We start from the raw sequence: 18,606 nt of genomic DNA, 5'->3' as shown, positions 1-18,606 counted from the left end.
ACATTCTAGGATCTCAACTTTAAGCATCCTGGCAGGCGCTTGGATAATATGCCGGCTCATATGCTAGTAAAGGCCCGATTTCTTCATTTAATATTTGATGAGGAAGAGGGGAAGGCAGACTAAAGCCGCCATTTCCTTTGATTGACCTAGGTCCTTTAGGCCCATCCCCCACTGATCGGCGTTTCACTTTATCGTATCTATCGATAAAAAAAGATGCTCTATCCTTTTTGGAAGCAGCATCTTTACAATGAGTTTAAAAGATTAGTAAACTGTATAACCATAATCCTCAATAACTTGTTTTAGTTTTTTAATATATTTAATCGCTGTTGCACTAAGAAGGGACTTTTCATTTGTGATCCAACCAACAAGCATTTTTTCATCTGTCAAAAGGGGAACGGATATAATTTGCTCCTCACTCAGATCGCTATTGAGTACACCGCTAGAAATTGTAAACCCATTAAGTCCAATGAGTAAATTGAATAAAGTTGCGCGGTCACTAACGCGAATGTTCTTTTTGTGATAAAAGGTATTTAGTATTTCCTCGGAAAAATAGAACGAATTGTATTCTCCTTGTTCAAAGGAAAGAAAAGGGTAATCTTGTAAATCCTCTAATTCAACAGCCTTCTTATCGGCAAGGGGGTGATGTGAACTTATAAAAACATGTGGTTCTGCTTGAAAAAGTGGGTTAAAGATTAGGTGATTTTCCTTTAAGATTTTCTCCAAAACCTTCCGATTGAAATCACTAAAATATAAAATACCAATCTCACTTCGTAGATTTCGAACATCCTCAATGATTTCATAGGTTCTTGTTTCGCGAAGGGTAAATTCATATTCATCAACAGCTAAATCAGAAAGAAGCTCGACGAAAGCATTCACAGCAAAGGCATAATGTTGAGTAGAAACGGAACATAATGGTTTTGCAGGCTTTTTATTTAAATAGCGTTGTTCCATCAGTTCTGTCTGTTCAATGATTTGTCTGGCATATGATAAAAATTCAGAACCATCAACTGTAAGTTCAATCCCTTTACTAGTCCTTAGGAAAATTTCAAATCCCAAAGTATTTTCAAGTTCTTTAACAGCGGTAGACAGACTTGGCTGTGTGATGAAAAGCTCTCGAGCTGCTTTAGAAATCGAACCACATTCGACAATCTTGATAATGTATTTAAGCTGTTGAAGTGTCATCTGCTTTCTCCTCCCTTTAATTATCATGATTGTACATTTCGTTAGGAGAATAATCAAGGATAAAATGCGAATATTCTGTCTACTATTTCTAACAGATCACCTAAATAAGTCCTTGTCTTTTAAAAAGTGTATTTGATTATCAAAAGTTTCAGAAAATGGTCCATAGTTAAAAACTATTGCTAGAGATAAGAAAGAGGCATTACATTAATCGGAAATGAGTATGGTAGAATCATCCTAATCAATGAATGAGGGGGAACGAGGAATGAAGACGGCGGTGATTGGCTACCCACGTGTGGGAGCATTACGCGAATTAAAATTTGCTACAGAGAAATATTTTAATGGTGATTTGACTGAAAAGGAATTACAAAAAGCAGCAAAACAGTTGAGAAAAGATCATTGGGATAAACAACAAAGTGCTGGGATTGACTTTATCTCATCAAATGATTTTTCCTTATATGATAATGTTCTTGATACGGCGGTCTTATTAAATGTAATCCCAAAACGTTATAAAGCATTGGGATTGGAAGAGAGCGCGGAGTATTTTGCGATGGCACGTGGCTATCAAGGTGAGCAAGGTGATGTAAAAGCGTTAGCGATGAAAAAGTGGTTTAATACAAATTATCATTATATTGTCCCTGAATTTGAGGATGAAACCGAATTATTGCTAGTGGGAGAAAAACCATTCAAGGAGTTTGATGAAGGAAAACAAGAGGGCGTGATCACTAAGCCCGTTATTATTGGACCATTTACTTTTCTGAAATTGGCTAAATACACTGGTGAGAAAAAAGCCGAGGATTTTATTGAGGCTATAACTAAGGCCTATGCCCAGATCTTAACGCGCTTCCAAGAGTTAAGTGCAGAATGGGTACAATTTGATGAACCGGCTTTGGTAACAGATTTGACAGAAGAAGATCGGGCGCTGTTTGTGCAACTATACCAAAATATACTCGACCAAAAAGGACAAGTAAAAGTACTTTTGCAAACTTATTTTGGTGATATTCGGGATATTTATCAACAAGTGATTGACTTAGCATTTGATGGGATAGGTCTTGACTTTGTTGAAGGTAAACAAAACTTAACATTGCTTAATAACTTTGGCTTTCCAAAGGATAAGACATTGTTTGCGGGAGTTGTTAATGGGAAGAATATTTGGCGCAATGATTATAGCGTAACGTTACCAGTGCTTGATCAATTAAAAAGCCATTGCCAATCATTTGTTTTAAGTACATCCTGTTCCTTGCTTCATGTACCTTATACACTAAAAAATGAACAACAAATAACAGATAGACAAAAACTATATTTTTCTTTTGCCGAGGAGAAATTAAATGAATTGGTTGAATTGGTGGATATCACAAAGGTAGAAAACTACTTTGAAACGGATCAATTTAAAGAAAACCAAGAGATATTTGATCGTCGTGATCAATTTCAAAACCAAGCGGTTCAAGCTAAAGTCAAATCACTCACTGAAGCAGATTTCCAAAGACAACCTGTATTTGCTGAACGTGAACGTATCCAAAGGGAAAAGTATAATTTGCCACTTTTACCGACGACGACAATTGGTTCATTTCCACAGACGGCCGATGTCAAAAAGAATCGTGCACAATATAAAAAAGGTGAAATCTCACTTGAACAATATACTGCATTTAATAAAAAGAAAATTGCTGAATGTATTGCATTGCAAGAAGAGATTGGTTTGGATATTTTAGTTCATGGTGAGTTTGAGCGTAATGACATGGTTGAGTATTTTGGAGAACATTTGGCTGGGTTTATTTTCACTCAAAATGCCTGGGTCCAATCTTATGGAACGCGCTGTGTTAAACCCCCGATCATTTGGGGAGATGTTAGTCGGATAGATGCAATGACTGTTGATTATTCAACATATGCACAATCGCTAACAAACAAACCATTGAAAGGAATGTTAACGGGTCCAATCACAATACTTAATTGGTCATTCCCGAGAGAGGATATTCCTTTAAAAGATTGTGTACTACAAATAGCGTTAGCGATCAGAGAAGAAGTGCTTGATCTAGAGAAAAATGGGATCAATCATATTCAAGTTGATGAAGCTGCACTTCGAGAGAAATTACCACTCAGAAAAAGTGATTGGTATAGTGAATACCTCGATTGGGCAATTCCAGCCTTTCGCCTTGTCCATAGTGGTGTAAAACCTGAGACACAAATTCATACACATATGTGTTACAGTGAGTTCTCAGATATCATTAAGGATATTGATCAAATGGATGCAGATGTAATCACCTTTGAAGCCTCGCGTTCAGATCTTTCTATTGTTGATGTTTTACGGGAGAATCAATTTAAAACACAGGTTGGTCCAGGTGTCTATGATATTCATTCTCCAAGAATTCCTAGTGTTTCAGAGATTAAAGCAGTATTGACACAAATATTAGCCAAAATGCCACGTGAAAAAGTATGGGTAAATCCCGACTGTGGTTTAAAGACTAGGGGCAATAAAGAAGTGATCGAAAGTTTGAAAAATATGGTTAAGGCAGTTGAGGAAGTTAAAAAGGATGGATTTGAATGAAAACCTCAACTCTGTTTGATGGAAAGAAGGTTCTGTCATTCGAGATATTTCCACCCAAACAACCAGCATCGATAGATGTGATTTATGATACTGTAGCCCAGTTAAAGGAGTTAGAGCCTGATTTTATTAGTGTAACATATGGTGCAACTGGAGGGGGAGCACGTTCTAAAACTGTTGAAATTGCTTCAACTGTGAAGAATATCTATGGGATTGAGAGTGTCGCCCATTTACCGGGGATTAACTTATCTAAAAGTGATGTATTAGGTTTACTTAGCCAATTTGAAGAGCAAGGGATAAAAAATATCCTAGCCCTTCGTGGTGATATCAATCCGAATATACCAGCAAAAGGTGACTTTAAATATGCGAGTGATTTAATCGCATTTATTAAGGAACAAGGCGACTTTAATATTATTGGCGCGTGTTATCCGGAAGGGCATGTTGAATCAGGTGGAATTATCAAAGATATCCAACATTTAAAAGCAAAAGTAGATGCAGGTACTGATCAATTAATTACACAATTGTTTTTTGATAATGACTATTTTTATTCCTTCCGGGAACGTGCCACGATTGCAGGCATTAATACCCCTATTCAAGCAGGAATTATGCCAGTAGTCAATAAGAAACAGATTGAGCGGATGGTTGACTTGTGTGGTGTTGATCTACCTAAGAAATTTTTAACGATGATGGAGAGATACCAGGATAACCCTATAGCAATGCGAGAAGCGGGTATCGCTTATGCCATTGACCAGATTGTCGATCTGATTACACAAGGTGTAGATGGGATTCACTTATATACTATGAATAAGCCAGATATAGCTTATCGTATTTATCAGGCGATTAACAAATTGCTAGTCGCCTAGTAGAAGCTGGGACAAAACTAGTCTCTGATCATGAAAAATGGTTCTGATTACATGGAAGTCGTAATTAGAACCACTTTTTTATTTATTTCAAAACCGAGTTTAGCCTTGTTAACGGCTATGAACTTCCTTAAAGTTATCGCCATTAGCACAAATCTTCCTTCATTTTGTGCTTTGGATTTACCTCTTAAAGATTAGTGATTAGCCTTCAAAAACCCCTTTGGAGAGTTATTAGCTTACTTTTAACCAATCGCTATGTATTTAGTTATTTGCTTAGGAAATACTAGCGGTTGAAGAACAAGGGGCAGAAAATACTGGTTATTAGTTTGGAGCTTTAGTTAAAAAGACATAAAAGACTTGTTAACTAGGATATGAAGAAATAAGTTAATCCTTTATTAAGTAAAATAAGGGATTCATTACTGAAGAAAGCCTTTTAATCATAATGAGGAATACGCTTACTATTGACATGTTAACCTAATTTAATTAGAATTAACTTATTAAGTTATCGATTAATTAAACAAGGAGGGATATCGTGCTAAAAGAAGACATGTATCAAGAATTAACTGAACGTATCTTACCCTTTTGGTTAAATCTTAAAGATGAACAAAACGGTGGTCTATATGGCAAGGTAGACTTTGATTTAAATATTGATAAGTATGGTGATAAAGGTGGCATTGTAACTGCTAGATTTTTATGGACCTTTTCTGCTGCCTACCGTATTTTAAAAGATGAAAAGTATTTAGCAATGGCTGATCATGTGTTTCAGTTTTTAACAGATAAATTAATTGATCGGGAACATAGAGGAATCTATTGGTTGCTGGATTATCAAGGTAAGCCTATAGATACTAGAAAACATATTTATGCACAATCATTTGCTATTTACGGATTAAGTGAATATTACCGGATAACACAGAAGGAAGAAGCGCTTGAATTAGCGTTAGAATTATATGATTTAATCGAATCGATTGGCTTTGATCAAGAAAATCAAGCTTATAAAGAAGAATTTAATCGAGAATGGATTGAAGTGCCAAATGAAATGTTGAGTGAAAATGGTGTGGTAGCTGATATTACAATGAACACCCACATTCACATTTTAGAAGCATATACCAATTTATATAAAGCCTATCCGAATGAAGCATTGAAGGATCGATTAATCACCTTGTTAAAAGTTCACTATGAAAAAATTTATCAACATGATACACATTTCTTAGGTGTATTTTTTGATAAGCAATGGAGTAAAATAATCGATTTAAAATCATTTGGTCATGATATCGAAGCAGCTTGGTTAATGGATGATACGATTCGTACTTTAGGGATTGAAAATGAAGCGTATAAAAAGATGATTAGAGATATTTCTTATAATATTTCAGAATACGCGATTCAGCCTGACGGTTCATTAATTAATGAAGAGGAAAATGGGGAATTAGACAAAACTCGAGTATGGTGGGTTCAAGCAGAGGCTATTGTTGGTTTCTATAATGCCTACCAAAGAACAGGTGATATTAAGTTTCTTAATCGGGTTCAAGGACTGTGGAATTATATTCAAACAACGATCCATGATCCGCGTCCTAATGGAGAATGGTACTGGTCAATTGAACCAGATGGTAGCCCGACAAAACGTGACTTAGTTGAACCATGGAAAGCATCATATCATAATGCCCGAATGGCTTTAGAATTAATTGAGAGGATGGAAAAAGATGATACACAATAAGTACTATGAACAATTAGAGAAGCAAGAGGAACTCTTATCACGAAAAAACAAAAAAGATAATCAATTTTATAATGGAGTATATGATCGTTATCAATACCCGGTGATTACTCGTCATCATATTCCAATTCATTGGCGGTATGATTTAAATAAAGAGACAAACCCATACTTTATGGAACGGTTAGGAATTAATTCGGCTTTTAACCCAGGTGCGATTTATTTAAATGGCAAATATTATCTAGTCGTTCGAACAGAAGGTTTAGATCGGAAGTCGTTTTTTGCTATTGCTGAGAGTGATAACGGGATTGATAACTTCCGATTTATCGGTACACCTTTAACTTGGGAAGATATTGATGAGACAGAAACTAATATTTATGATATGCGTCTTGTTCAACATGAGGATGGTTACATCTATGGTATCTATTGTTCAGAAAGTAAAGACCCTGATGCACCTGCATCTGATACTTCTAGTGCGATAGCACAAGCGGGATTAGTTAGAACAAGGGATTTGAAGACTTGGGAGAGATTGCCTAATATTACAACCCCATCTCCCCAACAAAGAAATGTTGTTTTACATCCAGAATTTGTTGATGGAAAATATGCCTTTTACACTCGTCCGCAAGATGGTTTTATTTCAACAGGTAGTGGTGGTGGCATTGCCTTTGGTATTTGTGAAGATATTGAAAATCCAGTGATTAAAGAAGAAAAAGTCATTCATGAAAGAAAGTATCATACGGTTTATGAAGCGAAGAATGGCCAAGGACCTGCTCCAATTAAAACAGATAAAGGTTGGATTCATATTGCGCATGGAGTTCGTAATACAGCAGACGGTTTGCGTTATGTACTCTATACAATGGCGACGGATTTAGAAGATCCAACAAAAGTAATCGCTACTCCTGGTGGCCATTTTATCGCACCATATGATGATGAGCGTGTTGGTGATGTATCAAATGTTATCTTTTGTAATGGTGCAGTTGTTAATGAAGCAGGAGAGGTATTCATATATTATGCTTCAAGTGATACCCGTTGTCATGTTGCAACAACAACGATTAATAAATTGGTTGACTACACGTTTAATACACCTGCAGATCCCTTTAGATCACTAGATACTGCTAAACAAAGAAAACAGTTGATTGAACAAAATGAAGCCCTATTAAATAAGTAATAAGTTAAGAAAGGCCCTTGAAACCAATCGGGTCGTAACTGTCAGTTGATCTCCGACTTATAGTGCAAAGTCTCCTTCGAATGATAGAAGCAGGAGTCTTACTGACAGTTACACTGCGGAAAAAGTAGAATGACGATTATTATGTGAGTTTAACTTTTATAAACTTCTTGAAATCACTTACATGGATCGCTATTTTTCTTAATAAGATTGTTGCTAAACTAAGCTTCTTTTGATAGTATGAAGTTACTCGTATCATTGGTTTAACCGAACCGTTAAGTTATAACTTAATGGTTCGGTTCTTATATAAAGTGACATTGAATAAGAGCTAAGGAATGGGAAGTGCGATAGTGAAAAAAGATAATGTGACGATGAAGGATATTGCTGACAGATTAGGGGTTAGTAGTGTTACGGTTTCAAAAGCTTTAAATGACAAAGAAGGAGTTAGTGATAAATTAAGACAAAGGATCAAGGAATTAGCTGACGAAATGGGTTATCGCTATAATATATTAGCTAAATCAATGAAAAACGGCATGTCTTATAATATCGGAATTATTATGCCTGAACGTTTTTCAGGTGGTATCTCCCAATCTTTCTATTTTAGAGCCTACCAGCAAATATCAACGGTTTTAGAGGACTATGGTTATTATGGCATTATGAATATATTGTCGAGCGAAGATGAAGAAGCTTTAAATTTACCGCGAATTTACCAAGAAAAAAGAGTCGATGGTTTTATTTTTCTCGGTCAATTGAAAAGTGATTATATTAATGTTGTTAAAGAAATAGATATGCCAATCGTCTTTTTAGACTTTTACGATGAACATGATCAAATAGATTCGGTGATTACGGATAATTTTTATGGCGCTTACAATATCACAAATTACTTGTTGAATAAAGGGCACCGCGAAATTGGTTATGTCGGTAATCTTTATTCAACAAGTAGTATTCAAGATCGCTTTTTAGGTTATTATAAATCCTTATTGGAGCATCATATTGAATTAAACCAAGATTATATCATTAACGATCGAGATGAAAAAGGGAAATTTATTGAGATTCAACTTCCTGAACGCCTACCGACTGCTTTTGTTTGTAATTGTGATCAAGTTGCACATGAATTAGTGAAGAAATTAAATGAAGAAGGCTATCAAGTTCCTGATGACGTTTCGGTTATCGGTTTTGATAATGATATCTATGCAACGATAACGAATCCACAGCTTACTACAGTTGAAGTAGATATTGACGAAATGGTCAAACAGGCTGTCCGGTTAATTGTCCAGAAGGTTCAAGGAAAGAATAAACGCTATGGACGTACGTCTGTAAAAGGTAATATTATCAAACGGGATTCTGTTAAAGAGCTAAGAGAAGATGAGTAAACGCCATCTTTCTTAGCTTTTATTTTCCGAGAATGAAGGTGATTATTTGGGGAATAAAGTTTACCAACTTGTGATCAAGTTCTATCACTATTTGTTAGTTAGCTTTAATTTTTGGTTAGGTTTGCTAAAGGGACTCATTATTTATTCATTAATCCCGGCCTTAGTTGCCTTATATTTAACACTCCAATTTATGAGGCAAAATCCTGATTATGATGAGACGACAATAAAAAAGACTTATCGAACGCATTTTCAGCAATTCCAGCAACATAAATTAAGTTCCTTTTTAGTTAATCTTGGTATGATCTTACTAACGACTTTAATATTCTTCGGGATTAGAGAAGATTTGGGTTGGCTTGTCATTGGTCTAGCTTCATATTTCCTCCTCTTATTACTAACGACGCTCAGTTATACAAGTTATTATATCGCCTTTGGGGACTTCACGATAAAGCAAGCATTTGCTATTGGTTTTATCAGTGTGATAAAAAACCCAAGCTTGACTTTATCGCTTGTTGGTATTTATGGAGTAATGATTGGTTTGGCCTATTATAATGCTGTCTTATTTGTCGTTTTATTTCCAGTTCTCTATGGTTCAATTGTTGTTTATGCTTTTCCGAAAAAACTTGGATAAATATTGTTAAAATGAAAGTACTGCCCTAAAGTGAGTCAATCAACTTTAGGGTTTTTTTGTGTTTATCTAATGAATCATAAAGTAAAACTTCTTAAGAGAGAAATCTTGAACTAGGAAAATAGGATTAAAACTAAATATCGGCTTTGAATATATGGAATTATTTAAATCTACTTTTGTATAGCAAATGAAAGACGAGGCAAAATATAAAAAAGGGGGCTAATGTAGATGTTTTTTATTTGATCAATTAAATAAGGAATTTCAAAAAAACTATTGACTAGCAACCGTTTTCAATATAAAATTAAGTTATTAGCTTAGCGGTAACTTAATTAGGCTAATTAAATCATTTAAATAAAGGAAGGGTGTTAAGGTAATGAATAGAAAATTTATAACTTTATTACTAAGTATTTTTGCACTTCTATTATTGGCTGCTTGTGGTTCGGATGATACTGGCCAAGAAGGTACAGATGCAACAGATGATGTTCCTGCTTATGAAGCATGGAAAGAGCTAGATCCTGAAGAGATTGAGGGAGACTTAGTTGTTATCACTCATCGAACAGATATCGTTGATACCGTATATGAAGATTATAAAGCAGAGTTTGAGGAAAAATATCCAAATGTAAATGTACGCTTTGAGGCCTTGTCAGATTATGGTGGAGAAATTATGCCCCGTATTAATACACAGGACTTCGGCGATGTACAATACTTACCGATCCAATTGCCAATTGAAGATATTCCGAATTTCTTTGAGCCAATGGGTTCTTTAGAAGATATGGGAAGTAAGTATTTAGGTGTAGATGAACGTGCAGTTAATGATACGGTTTATGGAATTCCAATTGCTTTAACTTACACAGGTGTTATTTACAATCAAGCTGTTTTTGAAGAGGCTGGTGTAGAAGAATTACCAACTACACAAGCGGAATTTCTAGAAGCGTTACAATTAGTAAAAGATAATACAGACGCTATCCCCTTATATACAAACTATGGTGATGCATGGCCATTGGCTCAATGGGAAGGTGCTGTGACTTCAACAGCTGGTAATGAGGATTACTATAATGTTGATATCTTAGATGATCCACGTCCATTTGATCCAGGTGATCCACACTATGAACACTATAAACTAATGTATGATGTGGCAGAAGCTGGCTTGATTGAATCAGATCCATTAACAACAGATTGGGAATCATCTAAAGTGATGATGAATAATGGTGAGATTGCCACGATGGTTCTAGGATCATGGGCTTTAGAACAAATTCAAGATGCTGGTCCAAATGCTGATGATATTGCGATTATGGCATTCCCATCAGATGCAGAACGTACTTTATTCTCAATGGGTGCGGATATGAATATTTCAGTAAGTAAATTTAGTGAAAATAAAGAAGCTGCCTTTGCTTGGGTTGATTACTTTATTCACGAATCTGGCTATTCAGTTGAACAAGCTGGTGGAATTAGTGCATCAGTTGATGCTGAACTTCCAGAAGAATTAACAGAAGCCGAAGAGGCAGGTGCGGAATTTGTTATGTTAACACCATCACCTGAAGACAAATTAGGCTTGCTTGATGAAATCGATAAAGAATCAGAAGTAGGACTTTGGTTAGAAGATGAAAAACAAATTTTAATTGAGGCAGCGATTGGAAATAGAGCAGAATCCTTTGATGAGATTATGGAAAGATGGAATAACGCCTGGGAAGATGCCTACAATAAAATCGTTGAATAATTTCCCGATTGTAATGATTGAGGAGAGTACACTTCTTGTACTTTCCTCAAATGAGTTTAATGTTTACAGAAAAACAGGGAGGTGTAGCACTTGTTTAGTTTATCAAAACTTTCTTATGAAACTCAGAAAAAAGTAATCATCATTGCCTTTCTAATTGTACCAATGGGCTTATTGGGAGTATTCGCCTTTTTGCCGGTGATTAATATGATCTGGTACAGCTTTACCAACTGGAATGGTTATAGTGCAATGGAATTTGTCGGATTAGATAATTACAAAACAATCTTTACCAATCCGGAATACTTTAGAGTCTTCAGTGTTAGTTTGTATTATTTCTTTGCGACATTTATTCAATTAGCAATCGCTCTATATTTTGCTACCATTTTATCCTTTGATGTAAAATTCAAAAACTTTTTCAAAGGGGTTATCTTTTTCCCATACCTTTTAAATGGTGTAGCGATTGGCTTTATGTTCTTGTTCTTCTTTAGACCTGATGGAACACTTGATACACTTCTTTCTGCAATTGGTTTAGAAAGATTTATTACACAATGGTTAGGAAATCCAGCAGTAATAAATTATTCTTTAGCGGGTGTATCCGTTTGGCGTTATATGGGGTTTAACTTTATTATTTTCTTAGGAGCGATTTCATCAATTCCTGGTGAAATATATGAAGCGGCTCAAATTGATGGTGCAAATCGTTGGCAACAATTTATTCACATCATCTTTCCAAGTATTAAAATAATTATTTCGTTAAATTTGATCCTGGCTGTTAGTGGTGCGCTAAGTGCCTTTGAAATTCCTTATATTATGACAGGCGGCGCAAATGGTAGTGCGACATTTGTCATTCAAACAGTTGATACTGCATTTAAATACGGAAAGATTGGCCTAGGTTCTGCAATGGCTGTTGTTCTCTTATTTATTGTAGTTATTGTGACAGGCATTCAAAGGAAATTTTTCGGTGAAGGGGATTAATATGTACAAATTTAAACGTCACTTAGGTACATTTATAAAATACGCTTCTTTGTTACTTGGTACATTTGTTGCGGTAATCCCTATCGTTGCTATTTTCTTTGCTTCATTTAAAACAGGAGCAGAATATACAACAACAGGTCCCTTAGTGCCACCAAGTGATTGGACTAACTTCGAAAATTATCAGAGAGCTTTCGTTGAAGGGAATATGTTGACTGGTTTTAAAAATACTGTGATTATTCTAGTTATTTCAGTAATCGGGACAACATTAATTGGATCAATGGTAGCTTTTGTTTTGCATAGATTTGAATTTAAAGGTAGTAAATTAATTTTAGGTGCCTTCCTATTAGCAACCTTAATTCCTGCTGTTACAACACAAGTTGCGACATTCCAAATCATTCATTCACTCGGTCTTTTTAATACGATTTGGGCAGCGGTTATTCTGTATTTAGGAACAGACATCATTGCAGTTTATGTGTTTCTACAATTTATGGATTCGATTTCTATTTCATTAGATGAATCAGCCATGTTGGATGGGGCATCATATTTTACAATTTATCGTAAAATTGTCCTACCATTATTGAAACCAGCAATTGTTACAGTGTTTATTATTAAAGGGGTTAATGTCTATAATGACTTCTATACTCCATTTTTATATATGCCTAAAACAGATTTACAAGTGATTTCTACATCTTTATTTAAATTCCAAGGTCCGTTTGGGGCGCAATGGGAAGTTATTACAGCTGGTGTCATGATTGCGATTGTCCCAACCTTGATAACCTTTATTTTCTTACAAAAATATATTTACAATGGCTTAACAAGTGGTTCAGTAAAATAAATTGTAGTCCTATATTGTTCAGTTTAAATAGCTATTGAATTATAGAGATTTGAGTAAGATTCTATGGCGTTTTAGTTACTTACTAATGTAGAGCCTTTGTTTTCACACAGATTAACTGACTGTAAGCCCACTACTGCAATCGTGCGAGAGAAATGATTGAATGAAGATTGAGATCAACAGTCAGTAAAGGCCCTAAATCATTTATCAGACACTCAGAAGGGGATGAACTTCCCCTAAAGACTTGATTAAATGACTGATCGATGTTTGGTAATAGGGAATTGCCAATTACTATCGAATGATTAATGAGAATAAATATAGAGTTTAAGGAAGGGATCAGAATATGTCTAACGTTAAATTGATTTCAGAAAGCTTGCCGAATATACCTTGGCAAGATAAGCCAAAAGGCCATTATGCTCCTGTATGGCGTCATAGTGAAAATCCTGTGATTGACCGCAATCCTGCTAAAAATATCTCGCGAATTTTTAATAGTGCAGTGATTGCTTATGAAGGGAAATTTATTGGTGTTTTTCGAGCTGAAACCGCGAATGGTCGTCCACATTTACATCTAGGTTATAGTGATGATGCACTCAGTTGGAGAATTGATGAAGAACGAATTGCTTTTGTGGATGAAGAGGGAAATCCATTCCAACCGAAGTACGCTTATGATCCACGATTACTAAAGGTCGAGGATACCTACTATATTATTTGGTGTACAGATTTTTACGGTGCATCAATCGGGTTAGCCGAAACAAAAGATTTTAAAACATTCACCCGTTTGGAGAATCCATTTTTGCCCTTTAACCGTAATGGTGTTTTATTCCCGCGTAAAATAAATGGTAACTATATGATGTTATCACGTCCGAGTGATAGTGGTCATACCCCATTCGGTGATATTTTCCTAAGTGAAAGTCCAGATCTTAAATATTGGGGTAAACACCGTCATGTCATGGGAACGGGTGGCGATGGCTGGTGGCAAAACGTTAAAATTGGTGGTGGTCCAGCACCGATTGAAACAACAGAAGGCTGGTTAATGTTTTATCATGGGGTAACAGGTACATGTAATGGTTATGTTTATAGTATGGGTGTAGCTATTTTAGATTTAGATGAACCTTCAAAAGTAAAATATCGATCAAGCAACTTTGTATTAACACCAGAAGAAAGCTATGAAACGACAGGTTTTGTTGACAATGTTATCTTCCCATGTGCAACATTACATGATGCTGAAACAGGGAAAATTGCGATTTACTATGGTGCTGCAGATACAAAAGTTGGTTTAGCTTATACAACAGTTGATGAAATTGTTGAATATGCAAAAGCAACACACGAAGAAATCGCTGATGATAAAGAAATTGGAAGAATGTAAAAAGTAATAATGAAGCTAGGAAGGTATGGATTGAACGATGCCCTCCTAGCTTTTCTTAGCATAAGAAAAACAATAACTTGATAGATGTGGAGGATTGTAATGGAATTCATTAAAGGTTTTACCTTTGGCTGGGACAGTCAGAAAGGTTATTTTAAAACAGAACGGGCTAAGGAAAGTTTACGCCTACTACAAGAAAGAACAGCTAGTGAATATGTAATCATTGCTTTAGCTGCAAGGCAGGAAACGGCACATACAACTGAAATTGATTATAGGGGATCCCATATGGTCGCTGATGATGAATTAGTTGAAATGATTGAATATGCTAAGTCGCTTGGACTCAAAGTGATTTTAAAGCCGACAGTAAATTGCAAAGACGGAACCTGGCGGGCGCATATAAACTTCTTTGACCACGATGTACCATGTGAACCGAAATGGCGTGATTGGTTTGCAAGCTATACTGCTTATCAAAAACACTATGCTTCAATAGCTGAGGAAACGGCCTGTGATCTATTCATTGTTGGCTGTGAAATGGTTCAAACGGAACGAAGAGAAGATGATTGGCGCCAACTCATCACTGAAGTTCGTCAGCTATACAAAGGTTTGGTCACTTATAATACGGATAAATATCAGGAAAATCATGTTAAGTTCTGGGATGCACTTGATCTTATTTCATCAAGTGGTTACTATCCGATAGATGATTGGGATAATCAATTGGATCGTATTGAAGCGGTTGTTAAGAAATATGATAAACCATTTTTCTTTGCGGAGGCAGGTTGCCCGAGTCGAACAGGTTCTTCACAAATTCCGAATGACTGGTCCTTAGAAGGGGTTGTTAATCTTCAGGAGCAAGCAGACTATTATCGGGTGATGTTTGAGAAAACAGAGGATAAATCATGGATTGGTGGCTTTGGCCTGTGGGACTGGCAAACCTATTTATATCATGAGGATGAAGCTAAACAAAATGATGATTATGGTGTTTATGGTAAACCAGCAGAGAAAGTAATCAAGGCTTATTATCAATCGCGATAAATGTTAAAAGACAAATATATTCATGAAATAGATACTTAGCTAGGAAAGGGCGAAGAGGATGCAGGAAGTTTTCATTAAAGGAATGACTTATGGTTGGGATGGAAGAAGGGGAGACTATCGTACTGACGAGGCTGTGCAATCATTAAGAAGGTTAAAGGAAACGGGAAGTGAATGGATCGCACTCTCCTTCTATACATATCAAGAAACATATTGTTCAACTGAAATTTACTTTGATTATCATCATACAATGACTGATCGTGATCTGATCTTTGCAGTGGAACAGGCTCATGAGCTAGGTTTAAAAGTCTGTTTAAAACCTGTTGTTAACTCACGTGATGGCATTTGGCGTGCTCGGATTGGTTTTCCGGACGAGGCTGAGGATAAATGGCAAGCGTGGTTTCAATCTTATCGTCAATTTCTTAATCACTATGCTGAATTAGCGGAAGAACTTGATTGTGATATGTTTACGGTTGGTTGTGAAATGGTGGCTACTGAGGGTCGTGTATCTAATTGGCAAGAGGTTATTAGAGAAGTACGTGAACGATATCATGGTCCGATTATTTACAACGCAAATCATGGTAAGGAAGAAGGTGTTTCCTGGTTTGATTTAGTTGATTATATTGGTACAAGTGCCTATTATCCTGTTGCAAAACAGCCAGGTGAATCTGTTGAGATAATGAAGAAAAACTGGTTGCCCGTTAAAGAGAAGTTATTGAGATTACATGAGAAATTTAATAAACCAATTATCTTTGTTGAAATTGGCTGTCGCAGTGCCAAAGGGTGTGCGATGATGCCTTGGGATTTTGAACATGTAGACCTACCTGTTGATCAGGATGAACAAGCGAATTTCTATCAATCTGTTTTAGAAGTCTTTTGGGATGAACCTTGGTTTGGTGGTTTTTTCTGGTGGGATTGGTCGACAAAACTTTATCCAATCGAAGAAGCTCATTTAAATCGTGGCTTTGATATCTATGGGAAGAAGGCAGAAAAGATTGTTAAGGATTATTACTTGAATAAATAGCTGAGTGCTCATCTGAATTGTTGCTTTAAGGGAAATGGAATAATCTAAACATAATGATTCTAATTTTACTTCTATTATCATACAGAAAATTGAAGAAATACCTGTATGAAAGCCTGAAGGATCCCTATTTGATCTGAATCTTGTTTGACTTCGTTTATTTAAGTCTATAGAGAGTGAGGCTGTGACTAGCTGACTGGGATTAAGAATGGAGGAATAACGATGCATATTGATATGCCGTTAGCTGATTTATATAATTATCAGGGCAAAAGCCCGCGCCCGATTGATTTTGATTTATATTGGCAACGTGGTTTAAGCGAATTAGAGAAGCAACCGCTAGATTATCAATTAGTTGAAAGTGACTTTAAGAGTGAGATTGCAGATTGTTACCACTTATACTTTACCGGTTTGGGTGGAGCTAAGGTCCATGCTAAATATGTTCAACCTAAACCTAATCGCGCAAGTGGTCAAGGTCTTGTGATGTTTCATGGCTATCATGTTGACTGTGGGGATTGGCTTGATAAGTTGGCCTATGCGGCAGAGGGGATAACTGTTATTGCGTTGGATTGTCGTGGTCAAGGTGGTCTATCTACAGATCCCGTTTCTGTTAGTGGCCCAACTTTGAAAGGTCATATCATTCGAGGTGTGAGTGATCCTGACCCAGATCGTCTATATTATCGACAGATCTTTCTCGATACTGTGCAGGCAACTTGGATTTTGATGAGTATGGATCATATTGACGAAGGAAGAATTGGCGTTTATGGTCAATCACAGGGAGGGGCACTTGCTGTTGCTTGTGCAAGTTTAGAACCGCGAATTAAACGCATTGTTGCGGTCTATCCATTTTTGTCAGATTTCAAACGAGCATGGGAAATGGATGTGGTAAATTCAGCATATGAAGAAATCTCCTATTACTTTCGTAACCATGACCCGACTCATGAAAAGGCAGAGCAAGTCTTTGAGCGACTGGGATATATAGACATTCAAAACCTAGCACCGCGGATCAATGGTGAGGTAAGGTGGATAACAGGTTTGAGAGATCAAATTTGTCCACCATCGACTCAATTTGCCGCCTATAATAAAATTCAAACTAAAAAGGAAATGGTCCTTTATCCAGAACATGGCCATGAATTTTTGCCAAAGCATAGTGACCATGCCCTGCAGTGGTTTAAAGAATTATAGTGATTTGGATCCTTATTCCCTCCTGTAGATATCGTTTCTATGAAAATGATGGTCATAAGAGAAATAAATGACTATATCATTTGAAACAGTGTTCCAGGGATCTAGCTTCATTCGCTGAAACTTGTATTAACCTGGTAGTTGACCATAGGATAACCGTTCATGATCCGCTAGTCTATGGTTTGTTTGCAAAAGTTTTAATTGATAAAATTTTTGTCTTTAAGTACAATGTAAACAAGAACAAGCTATAACAAATATTCATGTTCATCAGGGGGAATGAGACTTGAAAATGATTGAAGAATTTAAAGCGTTCATTATGCGGGGAAATGTATTGGACTTAGCTGTTGGAGTTGTTATGGGGGCTGCCTTTACAGCGATTGTAACAGCATTAGTTGAACATGTTATTACACCGATTATTGTTGCGATAACAGGTAATGCTGACGTCAGTGCTTTGACAATTAAACTTGGTGCAACACAGATCGAATATGGTTATTTTCTACAAGCGATCATTGACTTCTTATTAATTTCACTTATTTTATTCTTAGCGATTAAATTAATAAATAAATTGATGCGAAAACAAGATGAGGTTGAACCAGAGCCGGAGCCAGAGTCACCAACTGCGGAACAGTATTTAGCAGAAATACGTGACTTATTAGCTGCTCAAAATAAGGCTAAGTCAATACAATCAACTAGTGATGAGCTAGATTAAGTGACTCTTGTCATGCAATCTGCAAATTTGTCTTAAATTAACTAAGTGTAAGCCCTCGCTCTAATCAGATAAGGGAAATGATCGGATGATCAGAGTGCTTACTAGCCTGTTAAAGTCTAGTTCATCGCTCTGTCATCTAGTGGTTGATGGAGAAGGACCTGTGGATTGAGGGTTTCTTAATACTTAGTTTAAATCAATCAGAAGACCTCCAACTGATAAGCTGCCATGCTCAGTTGGAGGTCTTCTTTTAATCCACCCTATCTATATAAAAAGGGGAAACACATGAATAATATGATTAGGCAAAATGATGATATATTGCTTGTGAACATGGTTTGTTTTTG

General features: G+C 36.2%; 15 protein-coding genes. 14 read left to right on the top strand and 1 reads right to left on the bottom strand.

The genetic code is table 11. The annotated features are described in order from the left end of the window. Window positions 1–261: 261 nt before the first annotated feature. The gene (locus tag KQI76_RS01120) at window positions 262–1,182 is read right to left on the bottom strand and encodes a LysR family transcriptional regulator (protein WP_216398461.1); all 921 of its coding nucleotides are present in this window, start codon (window positions 1,180–1,182) and stop codon (window positions 262–264) included. Between the two features lie 262 nt (window positions 1,183–1,444). Here KQI76_RS01120 and metE point away from each other — a divergent pair, with 262 nt between their 5' ends. The 14 genes from metE to mscL all read left to right on the top strand — a co-directional run bounded on the left by metE (window position 1,445) and on the right by mscL (window position 18,265). Then, window positions 1,445–3,721 carry a 5-methyltetrahydropteroyltriglutamate--homocysteine S-methyltransferase gene (gene metE / locus KQI76_RS01115; RefSeq protein WP_216398460.1) on the top strand — a complete coding sequence of 759 codons (2,277 nt, stop codon included), beginning with the start codon at window positions 1,445–1,447 and terminating at the stop codon, window positions 3,719–3,721. Next, window positions 3,718–4,581, top strand: a complete 864-nt coding sequence (metF, locus tag KQI76_RS01110) for a methylenetetrahydrofolate reductase [NAD(P)H] (protein WP_216398459.1) — start codon at window positions 3,718–3,720, stop codon at window positions 4,579–4,581. The genes metE and metF overlap by 4 nt, the downstream gene beginning before the upstream one ends. Window positions 4,582–5,110: 529 nt before the next feature. Then, complete coding sequence (locus tag KQI76_RS01105) at window positions 5,111–6,289, top strand: AGE family epimerase/isomerase (RefSeq protein ID WP_371817631.1); 1,179 nt, start codon at window positions 5,111–5,113, stop codon at window positions 6,287–6,289. Further along, window positions 6,276–7,451 carry a glycoside hydrolase family 130 protein gene (locus KQI76_RS01100; RefSeq protein ID WP_216398458.1) on the top strand — a complete coding sequence of 392 codons (1,176 nt, stop codon included), beginning with the start codon at window positions 6,276–6,278 and terminating at the stop codon, window positions 7,449–7,451. Before KQI76_RS01105 ends, KQI76_RS01100 begins: the two co-directional genes overlap by 14 nt. 368 nt (window positions 7,452–7,819) lie before the next feature. Continuing rightward, window positions 7,820–8,821: a LacI family DNA-binding transcriptional regulator gene (locus KQI76_RS01095; RefSeq protein ID WP_216398529.1), complete on the top strand. Its 1,002-nt coding sequence runs from the start codon at window positions 7,820–7,822 to the stop codon at window positions 8,819–8,821. A gap of 46 nt (window positions 8,822–8,867) precedes the next feature. Beyond that, entirely contained in the window at window positions 8,868–9,449 is a 582-nt protein-coding gene (locus tag KQI76_RS01090; RefSeq protein ID WP_216398457.1) for a hypothetical protein, read from the top strand. A gap of 370 nt (window positions 9,450–9,819) precedes the next feature. Further along, window positions 9,820–11,163 (top strand): ABC transporter substrate-binding protein, encoded by a 1,344-nt coding sequence (locus KQI76_RS01085; RefSeq protein ID WP_216398456.1) that lies wholly within the window; start codon window positions 9,820–9,822, stop codon window positions 11,161–11,163. A gap of 90 nt (window positions 11,164–11,253) precedes the next feature. Next, entirely contained in the window at window positions 11,254–12,132 is an 879-nt protein-coding gene (locus KQI76_RS01080) for a carbohydrate ABC transporter permease (RefSeq protein ID WP_216398455.1), read from the top strand. A 1-nt stretch (window position 12,133) separates the two neighbouring features. Next, a complete protein-coding gene (locus tag KQI76_RS01075; protein WP_216398454.1) occupies window positions 12,134–12,967 on the top strand; it encodes a carbohydrate ABC transporter permease in 834 nt (277 codons plus the stop codon). 340 nt (window positions 12,968–13,307) lie between these two features. Further along, window positions 13,308–14,330: a glycoside hydrolase family 130 protein gene (locus KQI76_RS01070; protein ID WP_216398453.1), complete on the top strand. Its 1,023-nt coding sequence runs from the start codon at window positions 13,308–13,310 to the stop codon at window positions 14,328–14,330. Window positions 14,331–14,429: 99 nt separating this feature from the next. After that, window positions 14,430–15,359, top strand: a complete 930-nt coding sequence (locus tag KQI76_RS01065) for a glycoside hydrolase family 113 (RefSeq protein ID WP_216398452.1) — start codon at window positions 14,430–14,432, stop codon at window positions 15,357–15,359. A gap of 58 nt (window positions 15,360–15,417) precedes the next feature. Continuing rightward, entirely contained in the window at window positions 15,418–16,380 is a 963-nt protein-coding gene (locus KQI76_RS01060) for a glycoside hydrolase family 113 (RefSeq protein WP_216398451.1), read from the top strand. Between the two features lie 219 nt (window positions 16,381–16,599). Then, a complete protein-coding gene (locus tag KQI76_RS01055) occupies window positions 16,600–17,559 on the top strand; it encodes an acetylxylan esterase (protein ID WP_216398450.1) in 960 nt (319 codons plus the stop codon). A gap of 286 nt (window positions 17,560–17,845) precedes the next feature. Continuing rightward, the gene (gene mscL, locus KQI76_RS01050) at window positions 17,846–18,265 is read left to right on the top strand and encodes a large-conductance mechanosensitive channel protein MscL (RefSeq protein WP_253288750.1); all 420 of its coding nucleotides are present in this window, start codon (window positions 17,846–17,848) and stop codon (window positions 18,263–18,265) included. Window positions 18,266–18,606 lie beyond the last annotated feature (341 nt).

The organism is Amphibacillus sp. MSJ-3, from assembly GCF_018919165.1.
In the GTDB taxonomy this organism is placed as follows: Bacteria; Bacillota; Bacilli; order Bacillales; family Amphibacillaceae; genus Amphibacillus.
This window is presented reverse-complemented; position numbering and strand designations above follow the sequence as displayed.

Excerpts from the sequence above, each read along its gene's own strand:
- KQI76_RS01100 (WP_216398458.1), top strand. The coding sequence starts at position 6,276 with ATGATACACAATAAGTACTATGAACAATTAGAGAAGCAAGAGGAACTC.
- KQI76_RS01095 (WP_216398529.1), top strand. The coding sequence starts at position 7,820 with ATGAAGGATATTGCTGACAGATTAGGGGTTAGTAGTGTTACGGTTTCA.
- metF (WP_216398459.1), top strand. The coding sequence starts at position 3,718 with ATGAAAACCTCAACTCTGTTTGATGGAAAGAAGGTTCTGTCATTCGAG.
- KQI76_RS01060 (WP_216398451.1), top strand. The coding sequence starts at position 15,418 with ATGCAGGAAGTTTTCATTAAAGGAATGACTTATGGTTGGGATGGAAGA.
- KQI76_RS01120 (WP_216398461.1), bottom strand. The coding sequence starts at position 1,182 with ATGACACTTCAACAGCTTAAATACATTATCAAGATTGTCGAATGTGGT.
- KQI76_RS01065 (WP_216398452.1), top strand. The coding sequence starts at position 14,430 with ATGGAATTCATTAAAGGTTTTACCTTTGGCTGGGACAGTCAGAAAGGT.
- metE (WP_216398460.1), top strand. The coding sequence starts at position 1,445 with ATGAAGACGGCGGTGATTGGCTACCCACGTGTGGGAGCATTACGCGAA.
- mscL (WP_253288750.1), top strand. The coding sequence starts at position 17,846 with ATGATTGAAGAATTTAAAGCGTTCATTATGCGGGGAAATGTATTGGAC.
- KQI76_RS01070 (WP_216398453.1), top strand. The coding sequence starts at position 13,308 with ATGTCTAACGTTAAATTGATTTCAGAAAGCTTGCCGAATATACCTTGG.
- KQI76_RS01075 (WP_216398454.1), top strand. The coding sequence starts at position 12,134 with ATGTACAAATTTAAACGTCACTTAGGTACATTTATAAAATACGCTTCT.
- KQI76_RS01055 (WP_216398450.1), top strand. The coding sequence starts at position 16,600 with ATGCATATTGATATGCCGTTAGCTGATTTATATAATTATCAGGGCAAA.
- KQI76_RS01085 (WP_216398456.1), top strand. The coding sequence starts at position 9,820 with ATGAATAGAAAATTTATAACTTTATTACTAAGTATTTTTGCACTTCTA.